18 protein-coding genes and 1 riboswitch are annotated in these 16,716 nt (G+C 51.6%); of the genes, 15 read left to right on the top strand and 3 right to left on the bottom strand.

Annotated features, from left to right (window positions below):
* The 11 genes from rho to F8I07_RS04925 form a co-directional block, all read left to right on the top strand.
* The coding region (gene rho / locus F8I07_RS04975) for a transcription termination factor Rho (RefSeq protein ID WP_292656527.1) at positions 1 to 727 on the top strand (727 nt) is incomplete at its 5' end.
* 43 nt (positions 728 to 770) lie between these two features.
* Complete coding sequence (locus F8I07_RS04970; protein WP_292656530.1) at positions 771 to 1,157, top strand: four helix bundle protein; 387 nt, start codon at positions 771 to 773, stop codon at positions 1,155 to 1,157.
* Positions 1,148 to 1,993, top strand: a complete 846-nt coding sequence (gene murI / locus F8I07_RS04965) for a glutamate racemase (protein WP_292656523.1) — start codon at positions 1,148 to 1,150, stop codon at positions 1,991 to 1,993. The genes F8I07_RS04970 and murI overlap by 10 nt, the downstream gene beginning before the upstream one ends.
* A gap of 237 nt (positions 1,994 to 2,230) precedes the next feature.
* The gene (locus F8I07_RS04960; protein ID WP_292656521.1) at positions 2,231 to 2,728 is read left to right on the top strand and encodes a lasso peptide biosynthesis B2 protein; all 498 of its coding nucleotides are present in this window, start codon (positions 2,231 to 2,233) and stop codon (positions 2,726 to 2,728) included.
* A 578-nt stretch (positions 2,729 to 3,306) separates the two neighbouring features.
* Positions 3,307 to 6,159, top strand: a complete 2,853-nt coding sequence (locus F8I07_RS04955; protein ID WP_292656519.1) for a proprotein convertase p — start codon at positions 3,307 to 3,309, stop codon at positions 6,157 to 6,159.
* Positions 6,160 to 6,168: 9 nt separating this feature from the next.
* Complete coding sequence (locus F8I07_RS04950) at positions 6,169 to 6,900, top strand: hypothetical protein (RefSeq protein ID WP_292656517.1); 732 nt, start codon at positions 6,169 to 6,171, stop codon at positions 6,898 to 6,900.
* 13 nt (positions 6,901 to 6,913) lie between these two features.
* Positions 6,914 to 7,327 carry a hypothetical protein gene (locus tag F8I07_RS04945; RefSeq protein WP_292656514.1) on the top strand — a complete coding sequence of 138 codons (414 nt, stop codon included), beginning with the start codon at positions 6,914 to 6,916 and terminating at the stop codon, positions 7,325 to 7,327.
* Positions 7,328 to 8,011: 684 nt separating this feature from the next.
* Positions 8,012 to 8,902 carry a hypothetical protein gene (locus F8I07_RS04940; protein WP_292656511.1) on the top strand — a complete coding sequence of 297 codons (891 nt, stop codon included), beginning with the start codon at positions 8,012 to 8,014 and terminating at the stop codon, positions 8,900 to 8,902.
* 289 nt (positions 8,903 to 9,191) lie between these two features.
* A complete protein-coding gene (locus F8I07_RS04935; RefSeq protein ID WP_292656509.1) occupies positions 9,192 to 9,698 on the top strand; it encodes a hypothetical protein in 507 nt (168 codons plus the stop codon).
* 327 nt (positions 9,699 to 10,025) lie between these two features.
* Positions 10,026 to 10,100, top strand: a riboswitch (cyclic di-GMP riboswitch).
* 36 nt (positions 10,101 to 10,136) lie between these two features.
* The gene (locus tag F8I07_RS04930; RefSeq protein WP_292656507.1) at positions 10,137 to 11,321 is read left to right on the top strand and encodes a hypothetical protein; all 1,185 of its coding nucleotides are present in this window, start codon (positions 10,137 to 10,139) and stop codon (positions 11,319 to 11,321) included.
* Between the two features lie 133 nt (positions 11,322 to 11,454).
* The gene (locus F8I07_RS04925; protein WP_292656504.1) at positions 11,455 to 12,897 is read left to right on the top strand and encodes an asparagine synthase C-terminal domain-containing protein; all 1,443 of its coding nucleotides are present in this window, start codon (positions 11,455 to 11,457) and stop codon (positions 12,895 to 12,897) included.
* Between the two features lie 79 nt (positions 12,898 to 12,976).
* Here F8I07_RS04925 and F8I07_RS04920 read toward each other — a convergent pair whose 3' ends face one another.
* Positions 12,977 to 13,861, bottom strand: coding sequence for a hypothetical protein (locus F8I07_RS04920; RefSeq protein ID WP_292656500.1), 885 nt, complete (start codon positions 13,859 to 13,861; stop codon positions 12,977 to 12,979).
* Between the two features lie 310 nt (positions 13,862 to 14,171).
* Between F8I07_RS04920 and F8I07_RS04915 the strand changes: the two genes are divergently transcribed.
* From F8I07_RS04915 to F8I07_RS04900, 4 genes are all read left to right on the top strand, one after another.
* The gene (locus tag F8I07_RS04915) at positions 14,172 to 14,444 is read left to right on the top strand and encodes a PqqD family protein (RefSeq protein ID WP_292656497.1); all 273 of its coding nucleotides are present in this window, start codon (positions 14,172 to 14,174) and stop codon (positions 14,442 to 14,444) included.
* 308 nt (positions 14,445 to 14,752) lie between these two features.
* Entirely contained in the window at positions 14,753 to 15,466 is a 714-nt protein-coding gene (locus F8I07_RS04910; RefSeq protein ID WP_292656494.1) for a TlyA family RNA methyltransferase, read from the top strand.
* A 71-nt stretch (positions 15,467 to 15,537) separates the two neighbouring features.
* Positions 15,538 to 15,771: an addiction module protein gene (locus tag F8I07_RS04905; protein WP_292656491.1), complete on the top strand. Its 234-nt coding sequence runs from the start codon at positions 15,538 to 15,540 to the stop codon at positions 15,769 to 15,771.
* Complete coding sequence (locus F8I07_RS04900; protein ID WP_292656489.1) at positions 15,768 to 16,058, top strand: type II toxin-antitoxin system RelE/ParE family toxin; 291 nt, start codon at positions 15,768 to 15,770, stop codon at positions 16,056 to 16,058. The genes F8I07_RS04905 and F8I07_RS04900 overlap by 4 nt, the downstream gene beginning before the upstream one ends.
* 117 nt (positions 16,059 to 16,175) lie before the next feature.
* Here the strand turns inward: F8I07_RS04900 and F8I07_RS04895 are convergent, their stop codons facing one another.
* Together F8I07_RS04895 and F8I07_RS04890 are read right to left on the bottom strand one after the other, a co-directional pair.
* The gene (locus F8I07_RS04895; protein WP_292656485.1) at positions 16,176 to 16,448 is read right to left on the bottom strand and encodes a plasmid stabilization protein; all 273 of its coding nucleotides are present in this window, start codon (positions 16,446 to 16,448) and stop codon (positions 16,176 to 16,178) included.
* Positions 16,449 to 16,458: 10 nt separating this feature from the next.
* A partial coding sequence (locus F8I07_RS04890) for a type II toxin-antitoxin system prevent-host-death family antitoxin (protein ID WP_292656483.1) occupies positions 16,459 to 16,716 on the bottom strand: 258 nt, incomplete at its 5' end.

Here is a 16,716-nt window from a genome sequence, read left to right as displayed (position 1 = left end):
GCCGCGGACCGGAAAGACCGAACTGCTCAAAGAGGTCGCCCATGGCATCAGCCACAACAACCCCGACGCCGCTTTGATGGTCCTGCTCGTTGATGAACGCCCCGAGGAGGTCACCGATATGCAGCGCAGCGTCAAGGGCGAAGTCTACGCTTCCACCTTCGACCTGCCGGCACAAAACCACGTCCGTACCGCCGAGATGGTCATCGAGCGGGCCAAGCGCCGGGTGGAGCTGGGGCAGGACGTCATCATTCTCCTCGACTCCATCACCCGTCTGGCGAGGGCCTACAACACCGTCACCCCCAGCTCCGGCAAAGTTCTCTCCGGCGGGGTCGACGCCAACGCCCTGCACAAGCCCAAGCGCTTTTTCGGTGCCGCACGCAACATCGAAAACGGCGGCTCCCTCACCATCGTCGCCACGGCCCTCATCGAGACCGGTAGCCGGATGGATGAGGTGATCTTCGAAGAGTTCAAAGGAACCGGAAACGCCGAAGTGGTCCTCAGCCGCCACGTCGCCGACCGCCGCATCTACCCCGCCATCGACGTCACCAAATCCGGTACCCGCAAAGAGGAACTCCTCACCGACCCCGAAACCCTCCAGAAAGTCTGGGCGATCCGCAACGCCATGCAGAACATGGAAGAGGTCGAGGGCCTCAAATTCCTCTTCTCCAAAATGCTCAAGACCAAAAGCAACGAGGAGTTCCTCAGCATCATGAATGAAGGAGCGTAGTTTCGGGTGCAATGCACCCGAAACTACGGATTGAGAATTGAGAATGGAGGATGGAGAATTGAAAGGGGAGGGCCAAAACATTGTTTTGGATCGCTCCTTCGCTTTTGCTGTTCGCATTGTCAAACTCCATCGTCATCTGAACGAACATCATCGTATCTTTTCTCTGAGCGATCAGATCCTTCGTGCCGGTACCTCCATTGGTGCCAATGTCGTCGAAGCCCAGGATGCCCAAAGCGAGAAGGATTTTCTCCACAAAATGTCGATCGCTCTCAAAGAGGCACGGGAAACCCGATACTGGCTCTCTCTTCTGGCCGAGTCAGGGTACCTTGACAAAAGCGGCAAAGCTTTCGTCTCGCTCAACGAAGAGTTGGAAGTACTTCTCAGGCTGCTTGTCAGCATCATCAAAACCAGCAAAACAAAATGCCAGTAGAAACATTCTCCATTCTCCATTCTCAATCCTCCATCCGAAAACGCATCTGCGTTTTCGATTCCGGTCTGGGCGGACTCACCGTCGTCCGCTCCATCCGGGAGCGGCTGCCCGGAGCCGAGATCCTCTATCTGGCCGATACGGCCCATGCCCCCTACGGGGAGAAGTCCCACGAGGAGATCCGCCGCTATTCCCTGGCGATCGCCCGCTTTTTCGTCGAGGAGCAGGGGGCCGATGCGCTGGTCGTGGCCTGCAACACCGCCACTTCGGCGGCGATTGCCACACTGCGGGAACGCTATGGCGACCTTCCCATCGTAGGGACCGAGCCGGGGATCAAACCGGCTTTGGGCGCTACCCGGACAGGAAAGATCGGTGTGATGGCCACCCCGGCCACCCTGGCGGGAGAGAAGTATCAGGCGCTGGTGGATCGGCTCTGCGGAGTGCGGGAGGTGGAGCTCTTCGAACGGGCCTGTCCCGGGCTGGTCGAACAGATCGAAGCGGGAGCGATCGACGCGCCCGAAACCCGGGTGATGCTGGAGGAGTGGCTGGCCCCCATGCGAAGCGCCGGGGTCGATACGATCGTCCTGGGCTGCACCCACTATCCTCTGGCTGCCGAAGCGATCCGCCAGGTGATGGAGGTGCCGGTGATACTCATCGAGACGGGAGAGGCGATCGCCCGGCGTCTGGCGACGCTGCTGGGAGACGTGTCGGAAGAGGAAGCGGGGATTTTACGGCTCTTTTCGACCGGGGCCATCGACGAGAGGGCGGTGGAACGGATCGTGGAAGAGCGGGTGACGATCGAGCCGCTGGCATTGAAAATCGAAGATCGGGTGAAGTAGGGTGGTGCCCTGCGGGCCCACCGTAGAAACTGAGTGTTCTGAAAAACAACCGTCATTCCGGGCTTGACCCGGAATCCAGGACTTTGAATGCCCATTAAACCGTGGATCCTGAATCAAGTTCAGGATGACACAAACGTAACCCTTAGGTTTTTCAGAGAGCTCAATTGGAAAAACAAGGCGTGGTTCGGATAGAATGACGATGGGAAAGTAGGAAGTCAGACTATGAGGGATTCTAAGGTGATAAAGCGCAATAAAAGAGACTCTTTTTCCTATCGGTTAAAGAGATTTCTGGCCCTCTCCGCTGAAGAAAAAGGTTATTTTCTCGAAGCCTATTTCACCCTGGGGGTCATGCGGGGCGTCATTTTGACCCGGCCTTTCAAGCAGATAACGAAGACATTGGAGCAGTGCCCCGCATCGGCCCAAGCCCCGGCCGTGTCGGAGGAGCAGTTGGCCACGGCGCGGAAAATCGGCGCCATGATCGAAACCGCCGCCGCCCACACCCCCTGGGAGAGCGCCTGCCTCGCCAAAGCACTCACGGCATGGAAAATGCTGCAGCGGCGTGGAATCCCGGGGGGCTTTTACCTCGGAGCATTCCAAGACCAAAACGCGGAGGAGACGATGCAGGCTCATGCCTGGTCGCAATGTGGCAAAAACATCTTGACCGGTGCGGCCGGACATGAGAAGTTTGCGGTACTTTCACTCTTTCGCTGGCCTGCCGAAAAGTCACGGATATAGTCATAGGCCGTAGAAGTGTAGGGTGGGCTCTATGAGCCCACCGTAGCCAAGGTTTGCATGCTTTGACGGCAGGTTTTGACGTTTTCGGAGATCGAACGTTTGATTCGGTGGGCCCAGAGGGCACCACCCTACGAAGGCGGAACGTCATGCCTGACCCGGTGTAGGGTGGGCTCTTCGAGCCCACCGTTTAAACGACGCGAACATCTGGTAACGGCGATTGATTCGTATTCGGCCATCGAACGTTTGATCTGGTGGGCCCACAGCCGCCGTAGCCGTAGTAGCCAGGGTTTGGATGCTTTGACGGCAGGTTTTGGCGTTTTCGGAGATCGAACGTTTGATTCGGTGGGCCCACAGGGCGCCACCCTACGGAGGCGGAACGTCATGCCTGACCCGGTGTAGGGTGGGCTCTTCGAGCCCATCGTTTAAACGAAGCGAACATCTCGTAACGGCGATTGATTCGTATTCGGCCATCGAACGTTTGATTCGGTGGCCCCACAGGGCGCCACCCTACGAAGGCTATACCTGTTATTCTGCAAAATGATATAATTATAAAAGGTACTGAACGCTGGAAAGAGCCGATGAAAGGTTTGAAAAACAATGAAAGAAGCGCAGAAAGGAAAGAGATGAGACCAGGATATCGGAGCATAGGGAAAGGGCTTTTGCTCGCCGGAATACTCTGGAGCGGAGGGCAGGCAGCCGCTGCAACTTTCGACTGGAGCTCGACGGGGTGGAACGATGGCGATACAAGCGGCAGTTTCACCGATGTAGATGGCTCAGGTATCGATGTGACGGTAACGGTAACGCCTTCTAACGCCCCTTACCAAGACAACACGCCTAAACTCGATGACGATAGTTCTTTCTGGAGTAGTGGTCTAGGCCATGACCATTTGGAAGAGGATCTGGATTTTAATAGCTCTACCCAAAGCGTCACCACCACGTTCAAATTTTCAGTACCGGTGAAACTCTCTTCGCTGATCTGGAGAGATATTGATGCTATGAACGATGGAAGCAATCTTTTCGATGACAAAATCATCATTACGGCGAAAGATACGGACGGCAATACCATCTACCCCAACAACGCTCAACTCGGCAGCAACATTCAAGACGACGGCTATGGGGCCTACGAAGCCAAAGACAACAACAAAAACTACTCCCCCGAAGATGCCGAGGCGACGTTGCAGGTGGATCTCAACAGTACCTATGTCACTGAATTTAGCTACACCTACACCAGTGGAGACGGGATTAGAAATGGTGATAACCCGACTCAACAGGCCACCTGGTTCGACAACTTCAACTTCGAGCCCAAAGACACCGACGGCGACGGGGTGCCCGATTTCCAAGACATTGATGATGACGGCGACGGCATCCTTGACTCGGTAGAGATCCAGGGGGGCGGAACGTGTGCGTACGGCTTCTTCCATGTCATTGGCGGTCAGCTTAACATCCTTGACCCTGAAAATGGTGGATACATTCCCATTGGTGCGACACACAGCGATATCGTCTATAACGGTATGGGGTATGATGCAACGACCGGAAACCTTTACGCTGTCGCACGTGACGATGGAACGGATGATGACGGCACCTCCGTTTCTACAGGTGATATTATAGAGATCAACCGCTATAGCGGAAAAGTGAAAAAGTACGGCTCATCGCAGCTTGATACCTATGCGGCAGACTTTTACAACGGCAAACTCTACGGACGTGTTTCAACGACAGAAGTGGATGCATGGGATAAAGCGAATGATAGTGTAAGTACGGTACAGAGCGGGTACAGTCCTGCAACAAAATGGGCCGACTTTGCCATATTGCCAGACAGCAACAGTCACTTGATTGCGTACGGTATGCATACGAATGATACGACTTCCGGCGATTCAAACAATACGGACTTCTATCGTCTTGATTTAAACAGTGGAAGTGCAAGCAAGACAGCGCTGACAGTCACCACCCCTGACGGTCAAGATTTGGCATTAGGATGGGGGGCTGCGTTCATTTCTAAAAAAGACGGGGCGTACCATCTGTATGTCTCCAACAACAACGGGTATATTTATGAGATCAATAACTTTGTCTCCGGCACCCCTACAGCAACGTTTGCCTACCACTCTGAAGTAACCAACAAAAACGACGGTGCCAGTTGCCGGGATGCCAACCAGTACGCGGTCGATACCGATGGTGACGGTATTCCGGACTACCTGGACCTCGATAGCGACAACGACGGGATTCCCGATAATGTCGAAGCCCAGAGCACCGGCAACTACACGGCCCCCAGCGGTACCGATGCCGACGGAGACGGCTTGGACGATGCTTACGATGCCTACGTTCCGACCGACGGCTCCGATGGTGCTCCCGGCAGTATGGGCTTGATCCCTCCTGACAAAGATGGAGACGGTTATGCGGACTTTGTAGACACCGATAGCGATAACGACGGCTACGGCGACTGCGAAGAAGGACAGAGCAACAGCAGCAAAACCTGTAGCGCCGACGGCAAAACGGCCACCGGGACCTTCCAGGGCAACGGCCTCGTCGACTGGGCGGGAAGCGACGGTTATACCGACGTCAACGGTAATGTGAACGATCCCACGAGTGATTTGCTCAATGAAACGGGAGACACCTCGGAGGTAGCCTACCGTGAATTCCTCTGCGGCAAAGGGCTCATCAAACTGACGGCTTATCATTGGCGGATGATCAGTATGCCGTGTCAAACCGGTGACAATACGATCCAAGAACTCTTCCGAAACGACCTTGGGGACTATGGAGAGCCCAGCCAAGGCGGTCATTGGGTGATGTATGCCCAAAGTGCTTCCACCGGCAGCGATAGTGACCAGGTCACTTCTGTCGATTACGAAGTAGGAGGCAGTCGGCCCAAAAACACCCCCAAGACAAAACTGACAGCCGACTCTACCGTCAAGCAGGGGGTGAGTTATTGGATCATCACCGATGATGACCATAATGTAACGATTCCCCGGGATCTGGATGGGCTGGCCCCCACACCCACGACGGATGCCAACGACTCCTCCATCGGAATCAACAACGATTTCTTTAGCAAAGTGCATAACTATTCCTATCTACCCGACAACGATATGCGTGGCGGTGGAGAATCGAAGAAGTTTATGGCCGGGAACCCTTTCCCCTTCAGCTTCCATCTTTCTCATCTCTATTTTGCCCACGATCCGGGGAACGGGAGCTTCCACCCTATGGGCAATAGCGATAATGACAGTTATATCAATGCGGTTGTCTATGTGCATGACAGTGCAGACACCACGGATCAATCGGTGGAAAATGGCGGCGGGTACAAAGCGATCGACCCGTCTACCCCAGGTTTCGGCGGGGCTATTCAGCCGATGGAAGGCTTTTTTGTGAAGATTCTGGACGGCAACGGTGATACGGCACAAAATGCTTTTGCCTTCCCGCTGACATATGGCAATGACAAATAGGGGGACAAGATGAAAACCAAACGATCAATCTCAAAAATCCTTTTGGCCGGCGTTGTTTTTTTGTCAGCGGCGGGAACGGGTCTCCAGGCGTATCCTTTTGGTAGCGGAACGATCACACCGGGCAAATTTGTCCCGCTACCGGTCAAACGACACCGAAGCAACAAGATCGAAGATGCCGGATGGTATATGCGCATCAAAGCCTATGCGACGGCAGAGAACGGAACGGTGTACAAACATGACGATGCCGGAGTCTTCGGCGAGCTCAAAGGAAGCTGCAACGGCAAAGACCGTCACGACATCCCTGCCTACGGGCCGGCTATCTTTCAAGTGGTCTTTCCCCATTATCACTGGGGAGAAAAATATAGCGGCGATTACTGGAGCGATTATCGTCAGTACAAAAAGCGTAGACGATTTAGAAGTTCGATGTGGACTTTTCAGATCAAAAACCAAAGAGGTGTCGACCTCTCCAATGCCCGCTTTCGTGTTGAGATCGATGATGCCAAAGTGATCAAATCGGTCAGAGAAAATGACGGGTTGCACTACAGAGTGAGCGGGACGGATCCCAGGATAAAAGCGCAGTTTACCCTGGTGGATGTGGACGAGAACCGGACCTATCGTCTTGACGAGCTCAAAGAGATCGATTTCTCAATGGAAGGGAAACATATTCGGACCTTCCGGCTGATCAGAGGTTCGGTAGGCATTCTCAGTTTCGAACCGGTTCTCTTGCCCTGGAAGCGATAGGGCAGTCATGACGATGAAAACGTTGGTTTTTGTTGGAGTGATGCTGGTGTGGGTGCTGGGACTGGCACTCTGGGATAGCGGAAGAGAACGCCCATCCCCCTCGGCTGCTGTCGGTGTCGATATCGCACACCGTCACCCGCCTTCGAGTGTCGAAGCGGAAGATCGCAAGAGCCAATCGGCCGATTTCCCACGCGGAGAAAAATGCGGCAATCATTCCGACACGAAAAAAGCGGCACGGCTCTCAGCCGGTCACGCTCCGCGCTTGGAGGAGACGCCTTACTCTGCCATAGAGGTAGCGGGAGACGAAGCGGAAGCAAAGCGTCCTTCCACTGTCTCCAGAGACCGGCTTATCGGCGGTGCCGATGTAGTATGGATAGCTCCCGAGTCTAAAAAGAACAGTGATAGTTTCGGTGAACCTCCGATATAAACCGGAGGACAATATCAAAAGTCATAAAGGTTATTCGATGAAAAAGAGAGTAGAAAGTAAAAAAAAGATCTATCATCCTCCAAAATTGAAAACGATAGCCGATGTGCGGAAACACACCAAAGATTTCGGCGGTTCTCCATCGGATCCCCAGGGTGGAGCGTGGGGACAATAGATCCGTAGGACCCACCGAAGGAAACTTGGGATCTCCGAAAACGAACGAATCACCGTCACAAGACATTCACACCGCTTATTCAAGGGGCAAGGGATTGCCCACTCTACACTAGATCACCCTTGACGTTTCACCCCCGTAGGGTGGCGCCCTGCGGGCCCACCGGATGGCACTTCGGATGTCCGGGAACGCTAAAATTACCGTGACGGACATTTGGAACTTTGGACGGTGGGCTCAAAGAGCCCACCCTACACCTGGACGGCCATCAACGTTGAATTTTGGTATCGTTATCACGGTTTCGGCTGCTGAACCGTAGGGTGGCGCCCTATGGGCCCACCGGATGAAAGGTTCGGATGTCCGGGAACGGTCAATCATCGTCATAAGAGATTCGAAGCGCTTGTTCGGTGGGCTCAAAGAGCCCACCCTACATCTAGATCACCCTTGACGTTTCACTCCCGTAGGGTGGCGCCCTACGGGCCCACCGCATCACACCATTTCACTCCGTAGGAGAGACGATGATCCATGCCCACCACTTCTTTTTCACCGACTTGCCCGGGCTTCAAGAGGAGTATGAAGCCTTCGGCTTCGCGCGGGTAGAGGATGAATCGCAGGCTGTCATCGTCCGCGAGTTAGAGTGGCACGCCGGCTTCGAGCGGCGCAACGGGCTTCGCAGTATGTCGGGGCGTCTGTGTTATTATCTGAGTGATGGGGACTTTGGCACGTCGCGGGGCAGAGGGGATTGGGGGTTGGAGGTACAGGAGGTGCTGAGCCTGGTCTGGGACGCCGAGCATCGCAATATCTCCTATGGCAAAGGTCCCCGCTTTACCCCGGAACTGCTGAGATTTTGGATCTGGCACACCTTTTTCCCTATCACGTTGGCCTTGGAAGGGGAGTATATGCCGATGCATGTGGGCGCGGTGGAGATCGACGGCGCGCCGGTGCTCTTCTCCGCCGCCAGCTTCGGGGGCAAATCGACCCTGACCGATCACTTTTTGCAAAAAGGACACGCGCTCTACTCCGACGATACTCTGCCGATCAAGAGGGTAGGGGACGACTATCTGGCCTATCCCTCCTTTCCCTACCATCGCCCCTATCGCCGGCCAGAGACTTTGGGTGAACCTTTTGGCAACTTCGCCCGACAACCCGCTCCCGTCCGGGCGATCTTCGAGCTCATTCCTGCCGCTCCCGACGCGGCAGTGACCGTCACCCCGGTGCGAGGTGTGGAGAGGTTCAACATCCTCCATCAGAGCCAGTTTGTCCGTTTCGCTTTTTTGAAACATCGCCGCTACGCGTTTGCCCTGGAGATGGCCAAGGTCGTGCCGGTCTTTCAGCTCACCGTCCCCTGGGATCTGAAACGCCTCGATGAGGTTTACGAAGCCGTCCGCCGCCACCTGGAAACGTTGTAGGGTGGGCTCTTCGAGCCCACCGTTTAAACGATACGAATATTTCATATCAGTGATTCGTTTGTTCCCGGACATCCAAACCTTTCATCCGGTGGGCCCACAGGGCGCCACCCTACAAATGCAAAACGTTTATCGCCGATTCGATGTAGATGTAGGGTGGGCTCTTCGAGCCCACCGTCCCAAGATTCAAATATCCCTAATGGAAATTTCTGCATTTTCAGACATCCGAAGTTTCATTACCGCGATATTTTTATATGTTAAAATGATGAGAATTTCACCCCGGAGCTGAACGATGTGGAAATGGATTTTTCTTGTATTGGTGTTGATCGTGGGCGGGGAAGCTCTCTATGTGCTCACCTCGGATAGCAAGGTCGAGACGCTGCCGCCCCCTCCGCCCCCCGCCGTCACCGAAACTGACACGGCGACGCCGGTTCATATTTCAGCGGAGGAGTCAGGGGCTGCACAGCCGATGAAACACACCGCACATAGAGCGGTCCCCCCCCGTGTCAAATACCTCGGCGGGTTGAAAAACAGGCACTGTATGGAGGGGATGAAACTGACGCTTCGGGCAGAGTTCTCCGGGGGAGCTCCCCGCGGGGGAAAGGTACGCTACTATCGTGACGGCAGTGAGCTGGAGGGGAACAGTTTCGAGTGCGATCAGGCCGGGGATTACACCGTCACGGCCAAACTGATCGCCGAGGGGAAGACCCTTGCGACCTCTCCGGCGTATCAAGTACATGTCGACCCTCTGCCCGCCGAGATCGAAGAGATGCAGCAGAGCAGGCACATCCATTTCTGACGGAGATTTTTTTAGAACACTCATTTGCGATTCGCTGGCGGTTGGAGCTGAGAGAAGGTGGGCTACGCCTGGTCACCCGTGGCGTTTCGCCTCCGTAGGGTGGCGCCCTGCGGGCCCACCGAATCAAACATGGGTCTCTTCGATGGGATAGATTTATAAACTATCTGTATTGGCAGATTTTTTCCTAGATTTAATGTTTTTTTAAGAGATCCCTGCGCTATACTAACGCCGTGCATAGAGTTATGAGAAGAGTAGTGCGGTGAAATGACCGCTTGCGGTGGTCCAAGAGGAGGACTCAAAAGGGAGCGATAAAGCGCCCCTTGTATTATTCAGAAAAGCCAAACCCGTCGTGAGGCGGGGACGGAAAGCCACGGATCTCAAGTAGACAGCCGGGTTGCCTCATAATGTCACTATGATCAATCATCAGGAGTAATGATTATGAAGCAAAAGGTTGTACTGAGCATCGCGGCGGCTATGTTTATGACTGCGGGAAGCGCAAATGCTTTCGGGTTCAGCGGTAACGGAAACGGTTCTGTCGGATCGGTTAACGGCGGTTTCGACTGGGGAGCCGGAGAAGATGGCTTCCATATCTGCGTCTATGGCAACACCCCCATGGTCACCGGCAGCGCTGCCGTAGGGATCAACCAGGATGTCTCCGGATGTGCCAACGATCAATTTGACTTCACCTCCGTAGTCCATGGCGGTTTCGCCAAAGATTCTGCCCATGCCGACTCTCCCAACATGAAGCCGGGTCAAGACGATGAGACACAGGACGGTTTCTGGTATCGAGAAGGACCCTTCTCCGCGCCGGTAGCCTATGGGGATCTCAATAACGACGGTAAGCGCTTCGCCGACATGCCCGACGCCTACCCCGCCTGGACCTGGGGACACCCCGAAGCCGACCCCTTCGTCAGCCCCGGCGGCGCAGGTGACAACCTCGGCGGTGCCGCGGGTATTGGCAGCACCGGATTTACGACAGGGGTCAATGTCGATGACGACGGAATCTTCTATCCTTATAACTTCCTACAGTTTAGCAATAAAATAAATACATCTGTAGGGACCTATAGCTCAGATGTTTCTTGGAATGTAAAGATATATGATAAAGATGGTGATAAAGTTTATGACCATACCTTTGCTAACACTCTCTACTACTGGGAAACAATTAACTTTCAAAGAGATAGTATGGGGATTATCTGTCCAAGACAAAGTGTAAAGGAGGGAGAAACAGTTAATGATGTGGAGTATGCACAAAATGTACATGATAATCTTTTCTCTCGCTGGCCTGTTTATGGACTAGATATTAATTTTGTGAGTGATGGAGGAACTGACACCAGAGCATGTTCTGACGCTGTAACACTTAAAAACAAAGAGATGACCGATACCTTTAGCACCGGTCCGGTTTGGAACAAAAAAACCTATAAAGTAACGTTGGATGGTCCTTATATCTATGACAGTACTGTAGATGGTTGTGCAGCAGAAAATGAAAAAGGGCTTCCTGATACCGATGGCGCCTGGGATGCAAAATGTTTCAAAAAAGTTGATACAGTATGGATTGAGGAAAATTCTGTTTCTCAAGCCTTTATGCGTGTAAAGGTAAGCGAAGAAAAAAAAGGATGGTTTTAATAAGATGAAAAAAAATTGGAAGTGTCCTGTAGTTGTAAAAATAGCAGTTAAAAGTACAAAGGCTTCTCCAACGGGTGAAAACTTTGATGCCACTGATTGGAAAGCTTCTTCTTGAAAATCAGGTTTTAAGTATTTGCAACAAAAATATTATTTGGAGGGAGGGAAAGCCTCCCATAAGCTTTCTTCATTGATAGATGATGTTTCTTCTGTTAAACTTAATTATTCTGTACTTAAAGATTTTCTTTGGTTTTCTACATTAGATCCCGAAATGACTTTTTATGAAGGCGTTTATCGCCTTCCATATGGTTATGAGCTAAATACAAATGGCAATCCTGTAGAAGTATGGAACCCTTTTGATATTGATGTTGATTATTCGATGAGCTATCAAGAAGTAATTGATGGAGTTAGGTTTTATATAGAAAAATCGTTAAAAAAATTGTTAAATCAAGATATTCTTGCCTGTGAATTAAGCGGGGGATATGATTCGAGTACTGTTTATATGCTTGCTCGTAAACTAGGATCTGATCCTCATGTACTGACCCTGGCATTTAAAGATTCTAATGCAGATGAACGCCGTTATGCGGATGCAGTGCTTCGAAAATGGCCTAGCGACAAAGTTCATCGGATAGATGCCGACAAGATCGATTATGCCGATCGGTACAATATGCGATGGAACTATAAGCTAAATCCACACTGGCCTATTTGGATAACTTTCTCAATGTTGGGTCCTTTTTTTGATATTGCCAAAGCGAATGGTATTCGCCGTATTTTGACTGGGCAAATGGGTGATCATCTATTTTTGGGCACTAAAGATGGGCTTTGGAGTTGGCTGCATATGGGGCATCCGCTACGCTTTGCTAAAGAACTTTCTTATCTTCCTCATCCTTTACGATTTTGTTTGAGTGGAGCAAAAAAAAGACTCAAATCCTACTTGAAACCAACTATAGAAGATAGCAAAGCACTTTTTGTTTCGACACTTAGATATTCTACATTGCTCGAAAAAGAGATGATTCCAAAACCAACATTTGCTGAATTGCATACGGATCATACTTTTTGTTGTGCAGATAAAAAACAGATGCTGCTTTGGTTAACTAATAGCAGTTTTCATATGAGCCGTTATAGTAGTTTCGGCCGGGCACTTTATGAACAGGAGGGTATTGAACATGTGTCTCCATTTGAAGATCGTGAACTTATTGAATTTATGCTAAGTATACCGCCGCAATATCGCTACGGAAAGGGAAATCCACGTTATCTGCACGCGCAGGTAATGAAAGACTTACTGCCTACTGAACTGCAACAACGCCGAAAAAAAGCAGAATTCTCCATTAGTGTATGGCAGCAGATGGCCACCATAGATCACGATCGTCTTTGGGAAAAACCGGTACTTGTGGAGATGGAACTATTGCAAAAAGAGACGATCCGACGATTCCAGCAGGCCTACAAAGCAAAAAAATTTTCTAACAGAGAATTTCAAATGTATTGGCGCATGATCAATATCGAATACTGGTATGCGCTTAACCCCTATTTGGATAAATCGGAATTTCCTCCGAACCCATATGTTTTGGAGAGTACATGATCGCAGGCTAAAACGCTCTCTGATATTTTCATTTGGCGGGTCTGATAGAGCCTACCCTCCGCCTCATCAGTATTGAATATTAATCCTTCACCTCTTTTACTTGTTGCAAAATTTCATCATAAACCTCTGGGATGTGCTCCATGTTCCACGGACGACGAATGCGAAAAAGCCGTATCTGTTTTGATAGTGCACCAAGACATTCCAAACGTCTGCGATTCATCCAGGAAAAAGGGAACAGATATTGCGTTTCCAGGGTGTGGAACTTCTCAAACCCCTTAATCTCATCGATACGAATCTCTTCTTTATCGGAACGTTCAAGGAAATAGGCATGATGGATAGCCACGCGTTCCGCGGCGAAATTTTCCGCCAAATAGCCCAATTCTTCAAAACGGCGATAGGGACGATGATAAGGGTGCGCTCCATAAAGGTAGGCATGGTTTTCGTCATGAGCGATAGGAATTTTGTCGTCGGAGAGGAGTATATGTCCTTGGCGTAAAAAATAATCTGTCAGAGTTGATTTGCCTCCCATCGAAGGTGCCAGGAAGAGGATGCCCTTTCCCTTGATCTTTACCGCTCCTCCATGAAGAAAATCTCCTCGGTTTTCCAGTGTCAGCCAAAATGGCAACAGCAGATGAATAAACCAAAAGGCGAGACGGTCAGGATTGCCTTTTTGGAGCAGTTGATAATGGATTGACTTCTCTCCATGCCTCCAATAAAAACGAAGAGTATCTTCCACTTCGTAACAAAAGGGCTGTTCGGTTTCACACCCTTTTAAAAGACGATCCGAGTATAAAAAAACTCGTCTTCCATGGGCTTGATAGAGGCCGGAACCACAGGTGATCGATTTGGAAATGTCATCAGGAATTCGGCTATCAAGATAGACATTATCATAGTAATCCCCCTCCTCGGGGAGTCGCAGAGGGAAGGGGATATCGGTAATGACTTTGACGCCGTGAACGACCATGAAAACCCCTTTCCTTTAGATATTTGCGGTTGAAGCTCCGTAGGGTGGCGCCCTATGGGCCCACCAATTGAAACGTTCATCGTCCGAAAATCAGTTTCGGAACGTTCACGTCGTTTAAACGGTGGGCTCAAAGAGCCCACCCTTACACCCGATCACCCGTGGCGTTTCGCCTCCGTAGGGTGGCGCCCTGCGGGCCCACCGGATGTTACGAGAATCTTTGTAATGAATTTTACACTATTTTCTTGATATCTCCCATGCTATCGACGGTGATCATATCCGATATAATTCAATTAAAAAAAAGGAAAAAGAAATGGATTTTTCCAAGAAAGTCAATTTCTCCGATGCCATTTTCGCCCAGGAGGTGGATGGGGAGATGGTGCTGCTGGATATGAACAGCGAAAACTACTTCGGGCTCGATGCCGTGGCCAGCGATATCTGGCGCCTGCTGCAGGAGGGCAAGACCTTGCAGGAGACCGAGGAGGCGCTGCTGGAGATCTACGATGCCGAAGCGGAGCAGGTGCACAAGGATCTGGAAGCCTTTGTCGAGAAGTTGATCGAGAGTGGATTGGCCTCGTTGGGATGATGGAAGATTGAAGATGGAAGATGGAGAATGAGAGTGAGGGGATGACGCGGCGGGTTTTCTTATCATATCTTACCGAATCGTCGATCACTTCCGGGTCTTTGGCTGATGCGTCTGGATGCTTTTCTGGTGGTACGGTATAAAAGCGTAGGGTGGGCCCACCGGAAAAAACGGGTATGCTGTCGCGTATCGTATTTTGTTGACAGGAGCGCTTTCACGAAGTCTAAATCAATAAAACGGTGGGCTCAAAAGAGCCCACCCTACCATGGATGCTATGCTCATGTATTTCTATGCTCCCCGGAGGATCGTTGATGCGTCTGGATGCTTTTCTGGTGGATCGGGGCGAATTTGAGAGCCGCAACAAAGCCGCCGAGGCGATCCGTGCCGGGAGGGTCAGCATCGGAGGGCGGCAGGTTTCCAAGCCCTCGCATAAAGTGGGACCGGAGGATGAAGTCGCCGTCGCGGAGGGGGAGGATTGGGTCTCCCGGGCCGCAGGGAAGCTGGCGGGCTATTTGCGGGAACATCCCGTCGCGATCACCGGCAAGACCTGCCTCGACATCGGCAGCTCCACCGGGGGCTTCTCCCAGGTCCTGCTACATCAGGGCGCGGCGCGGGTGGATGCGGTGGATGTGGGGCGGGATCAGCTGCATCTTTCATTACGGGAGGATCCCAGAGTCCGCGTCTATGAATCCACCGACATCCGCGATTTCAAGCCCGAAAGCCGCTATTTAATCATCGTCTCGGACGTAAGTTTCATCAGCCTCTCGCACATCCTCCCCTCCTTCGCCCGGCTGGCGGAGGAGGGAGCCGAAGTGATCCTGCTCTTCAAACCCCAGTTCGAAGTGGGCCGGGAAGCCAAACGGGATCGTCGCGGGGTGGTCACCGACGAGAGGGCGATCGTGGCGGCCATGGAGCGCTTCGAGGGAGAGACGGCGGCGCTGGGCTGGGAGCTGCTCCGCAAAGTCCCCAGCACCGTGACGGGCAAAGAGGGGAATTTGGAGTGGGTTTACCATTTCCGCCTGTGAGCGGAAACGGGATGTTGGATTTTGGATGAGAATGTGGAAAAATGATATGATTGATCAAAAAGGAGGATAGGATGCACGTCTATAATGCCGAAGAACTCCTAGCAGACGTCGAATCGCTACCGACAGATCTGAAAACAAAATTGATCGAGAAGCTTTTGATCAGCCTGAATCCTTCAAAAGAAAGTATCGAAGATCTTTGGAAAAAAGAGGTCGATAGACGTATGGTCGAGATTGAATCCGAAGAGGTCGAACTGATCGAGGGTGAAGAAGTTTTTCGTAAGATCCGTCATCGCTTTGTCAAATGAATTTCAAGTTTCATCCCGAGGTGGAAGCCGAACTTAACGCTGCGATTGATTATTATGAAGAGCGGCAAGAGAATCTCGGGCTGGAGTTTGCGCAGGAGGTTTACGCCGCCATTCATCGTATTATCGGCTTTCCCGAAGCCTGGCAACGGATGACGGAAACGACCCGCCGCTGCCTGACGAACCGGTTTCCTTTCAGTATCGTTTACACTCTAAAAGACGGAACCATCGTTATTGTCGCCGTGATGCATCTGAATCGTGAACCTGGGTATTGGAAAAAACGCAGATGATTTGAAATTTGCATGACCCATCCAAGAACCTCCGTCATTCCGGGATTGATCCGGAATCCAGGGCTTGGAACGTTTAATAAACCGTGGATTCTGAATCGAGTTTAGAATGACAGAGTTCTAGTGATAAATCTCGTGTCCTCCGATATCGATGAGGATGATCTGTCCATCTTTGAGCACAAAATACAGAACGATACGGTATTTCAGTGTGATCGAAACGCTGTGATACTCTCTCAAAGTCCCCTGGAGTTTATGAAGCCGCAGGGAGGGGTGGGTCGGGTCGATGCGCAGGATATGGAGGATCTTGCGATATCGTTCCAGCAGATCGGGATGTTTTTTGAAGAATTTCCGCTCTTTTTTACGGTAGCTCTCGTCGAGAATCAGTTCGTACATGGCAATCGGATCAGGACTTCAATCTTTCGATGTGGGCATCGATCGCTTCGGCGCTGTCAAGCTTCTCGTAGTGACCTTTCTGAATATTTTGCATCACCTCTTCGAAGGCCGCGTCCAGTTCCAGGGCGCGGAGCCGGTCGTATTTTTCATAGGGGATCACCACATAGGCGGGCCGGCCTTTGTAGCTGATGATTCCCTCTTCATTCACGGCCAGTTCCTCCCGTATCGCCTGAATCCCCCGTTGTCTCAGATCGACGGCATTGATCAT

Origin of the sequence: Nitratifractor sp. (genome assembly GCF_015487065.1) — a bacterium.
Classification (GTDB): Bacteria; Campylobacterota; Campylobacteria; order Campylobacterales; family Sulfurovaceae; genus Nitratifractor.
Note: the sequence above shows the minus strand (reverse complement) of the source record. Positions and strands in the feature narration are given on the sequence as shown.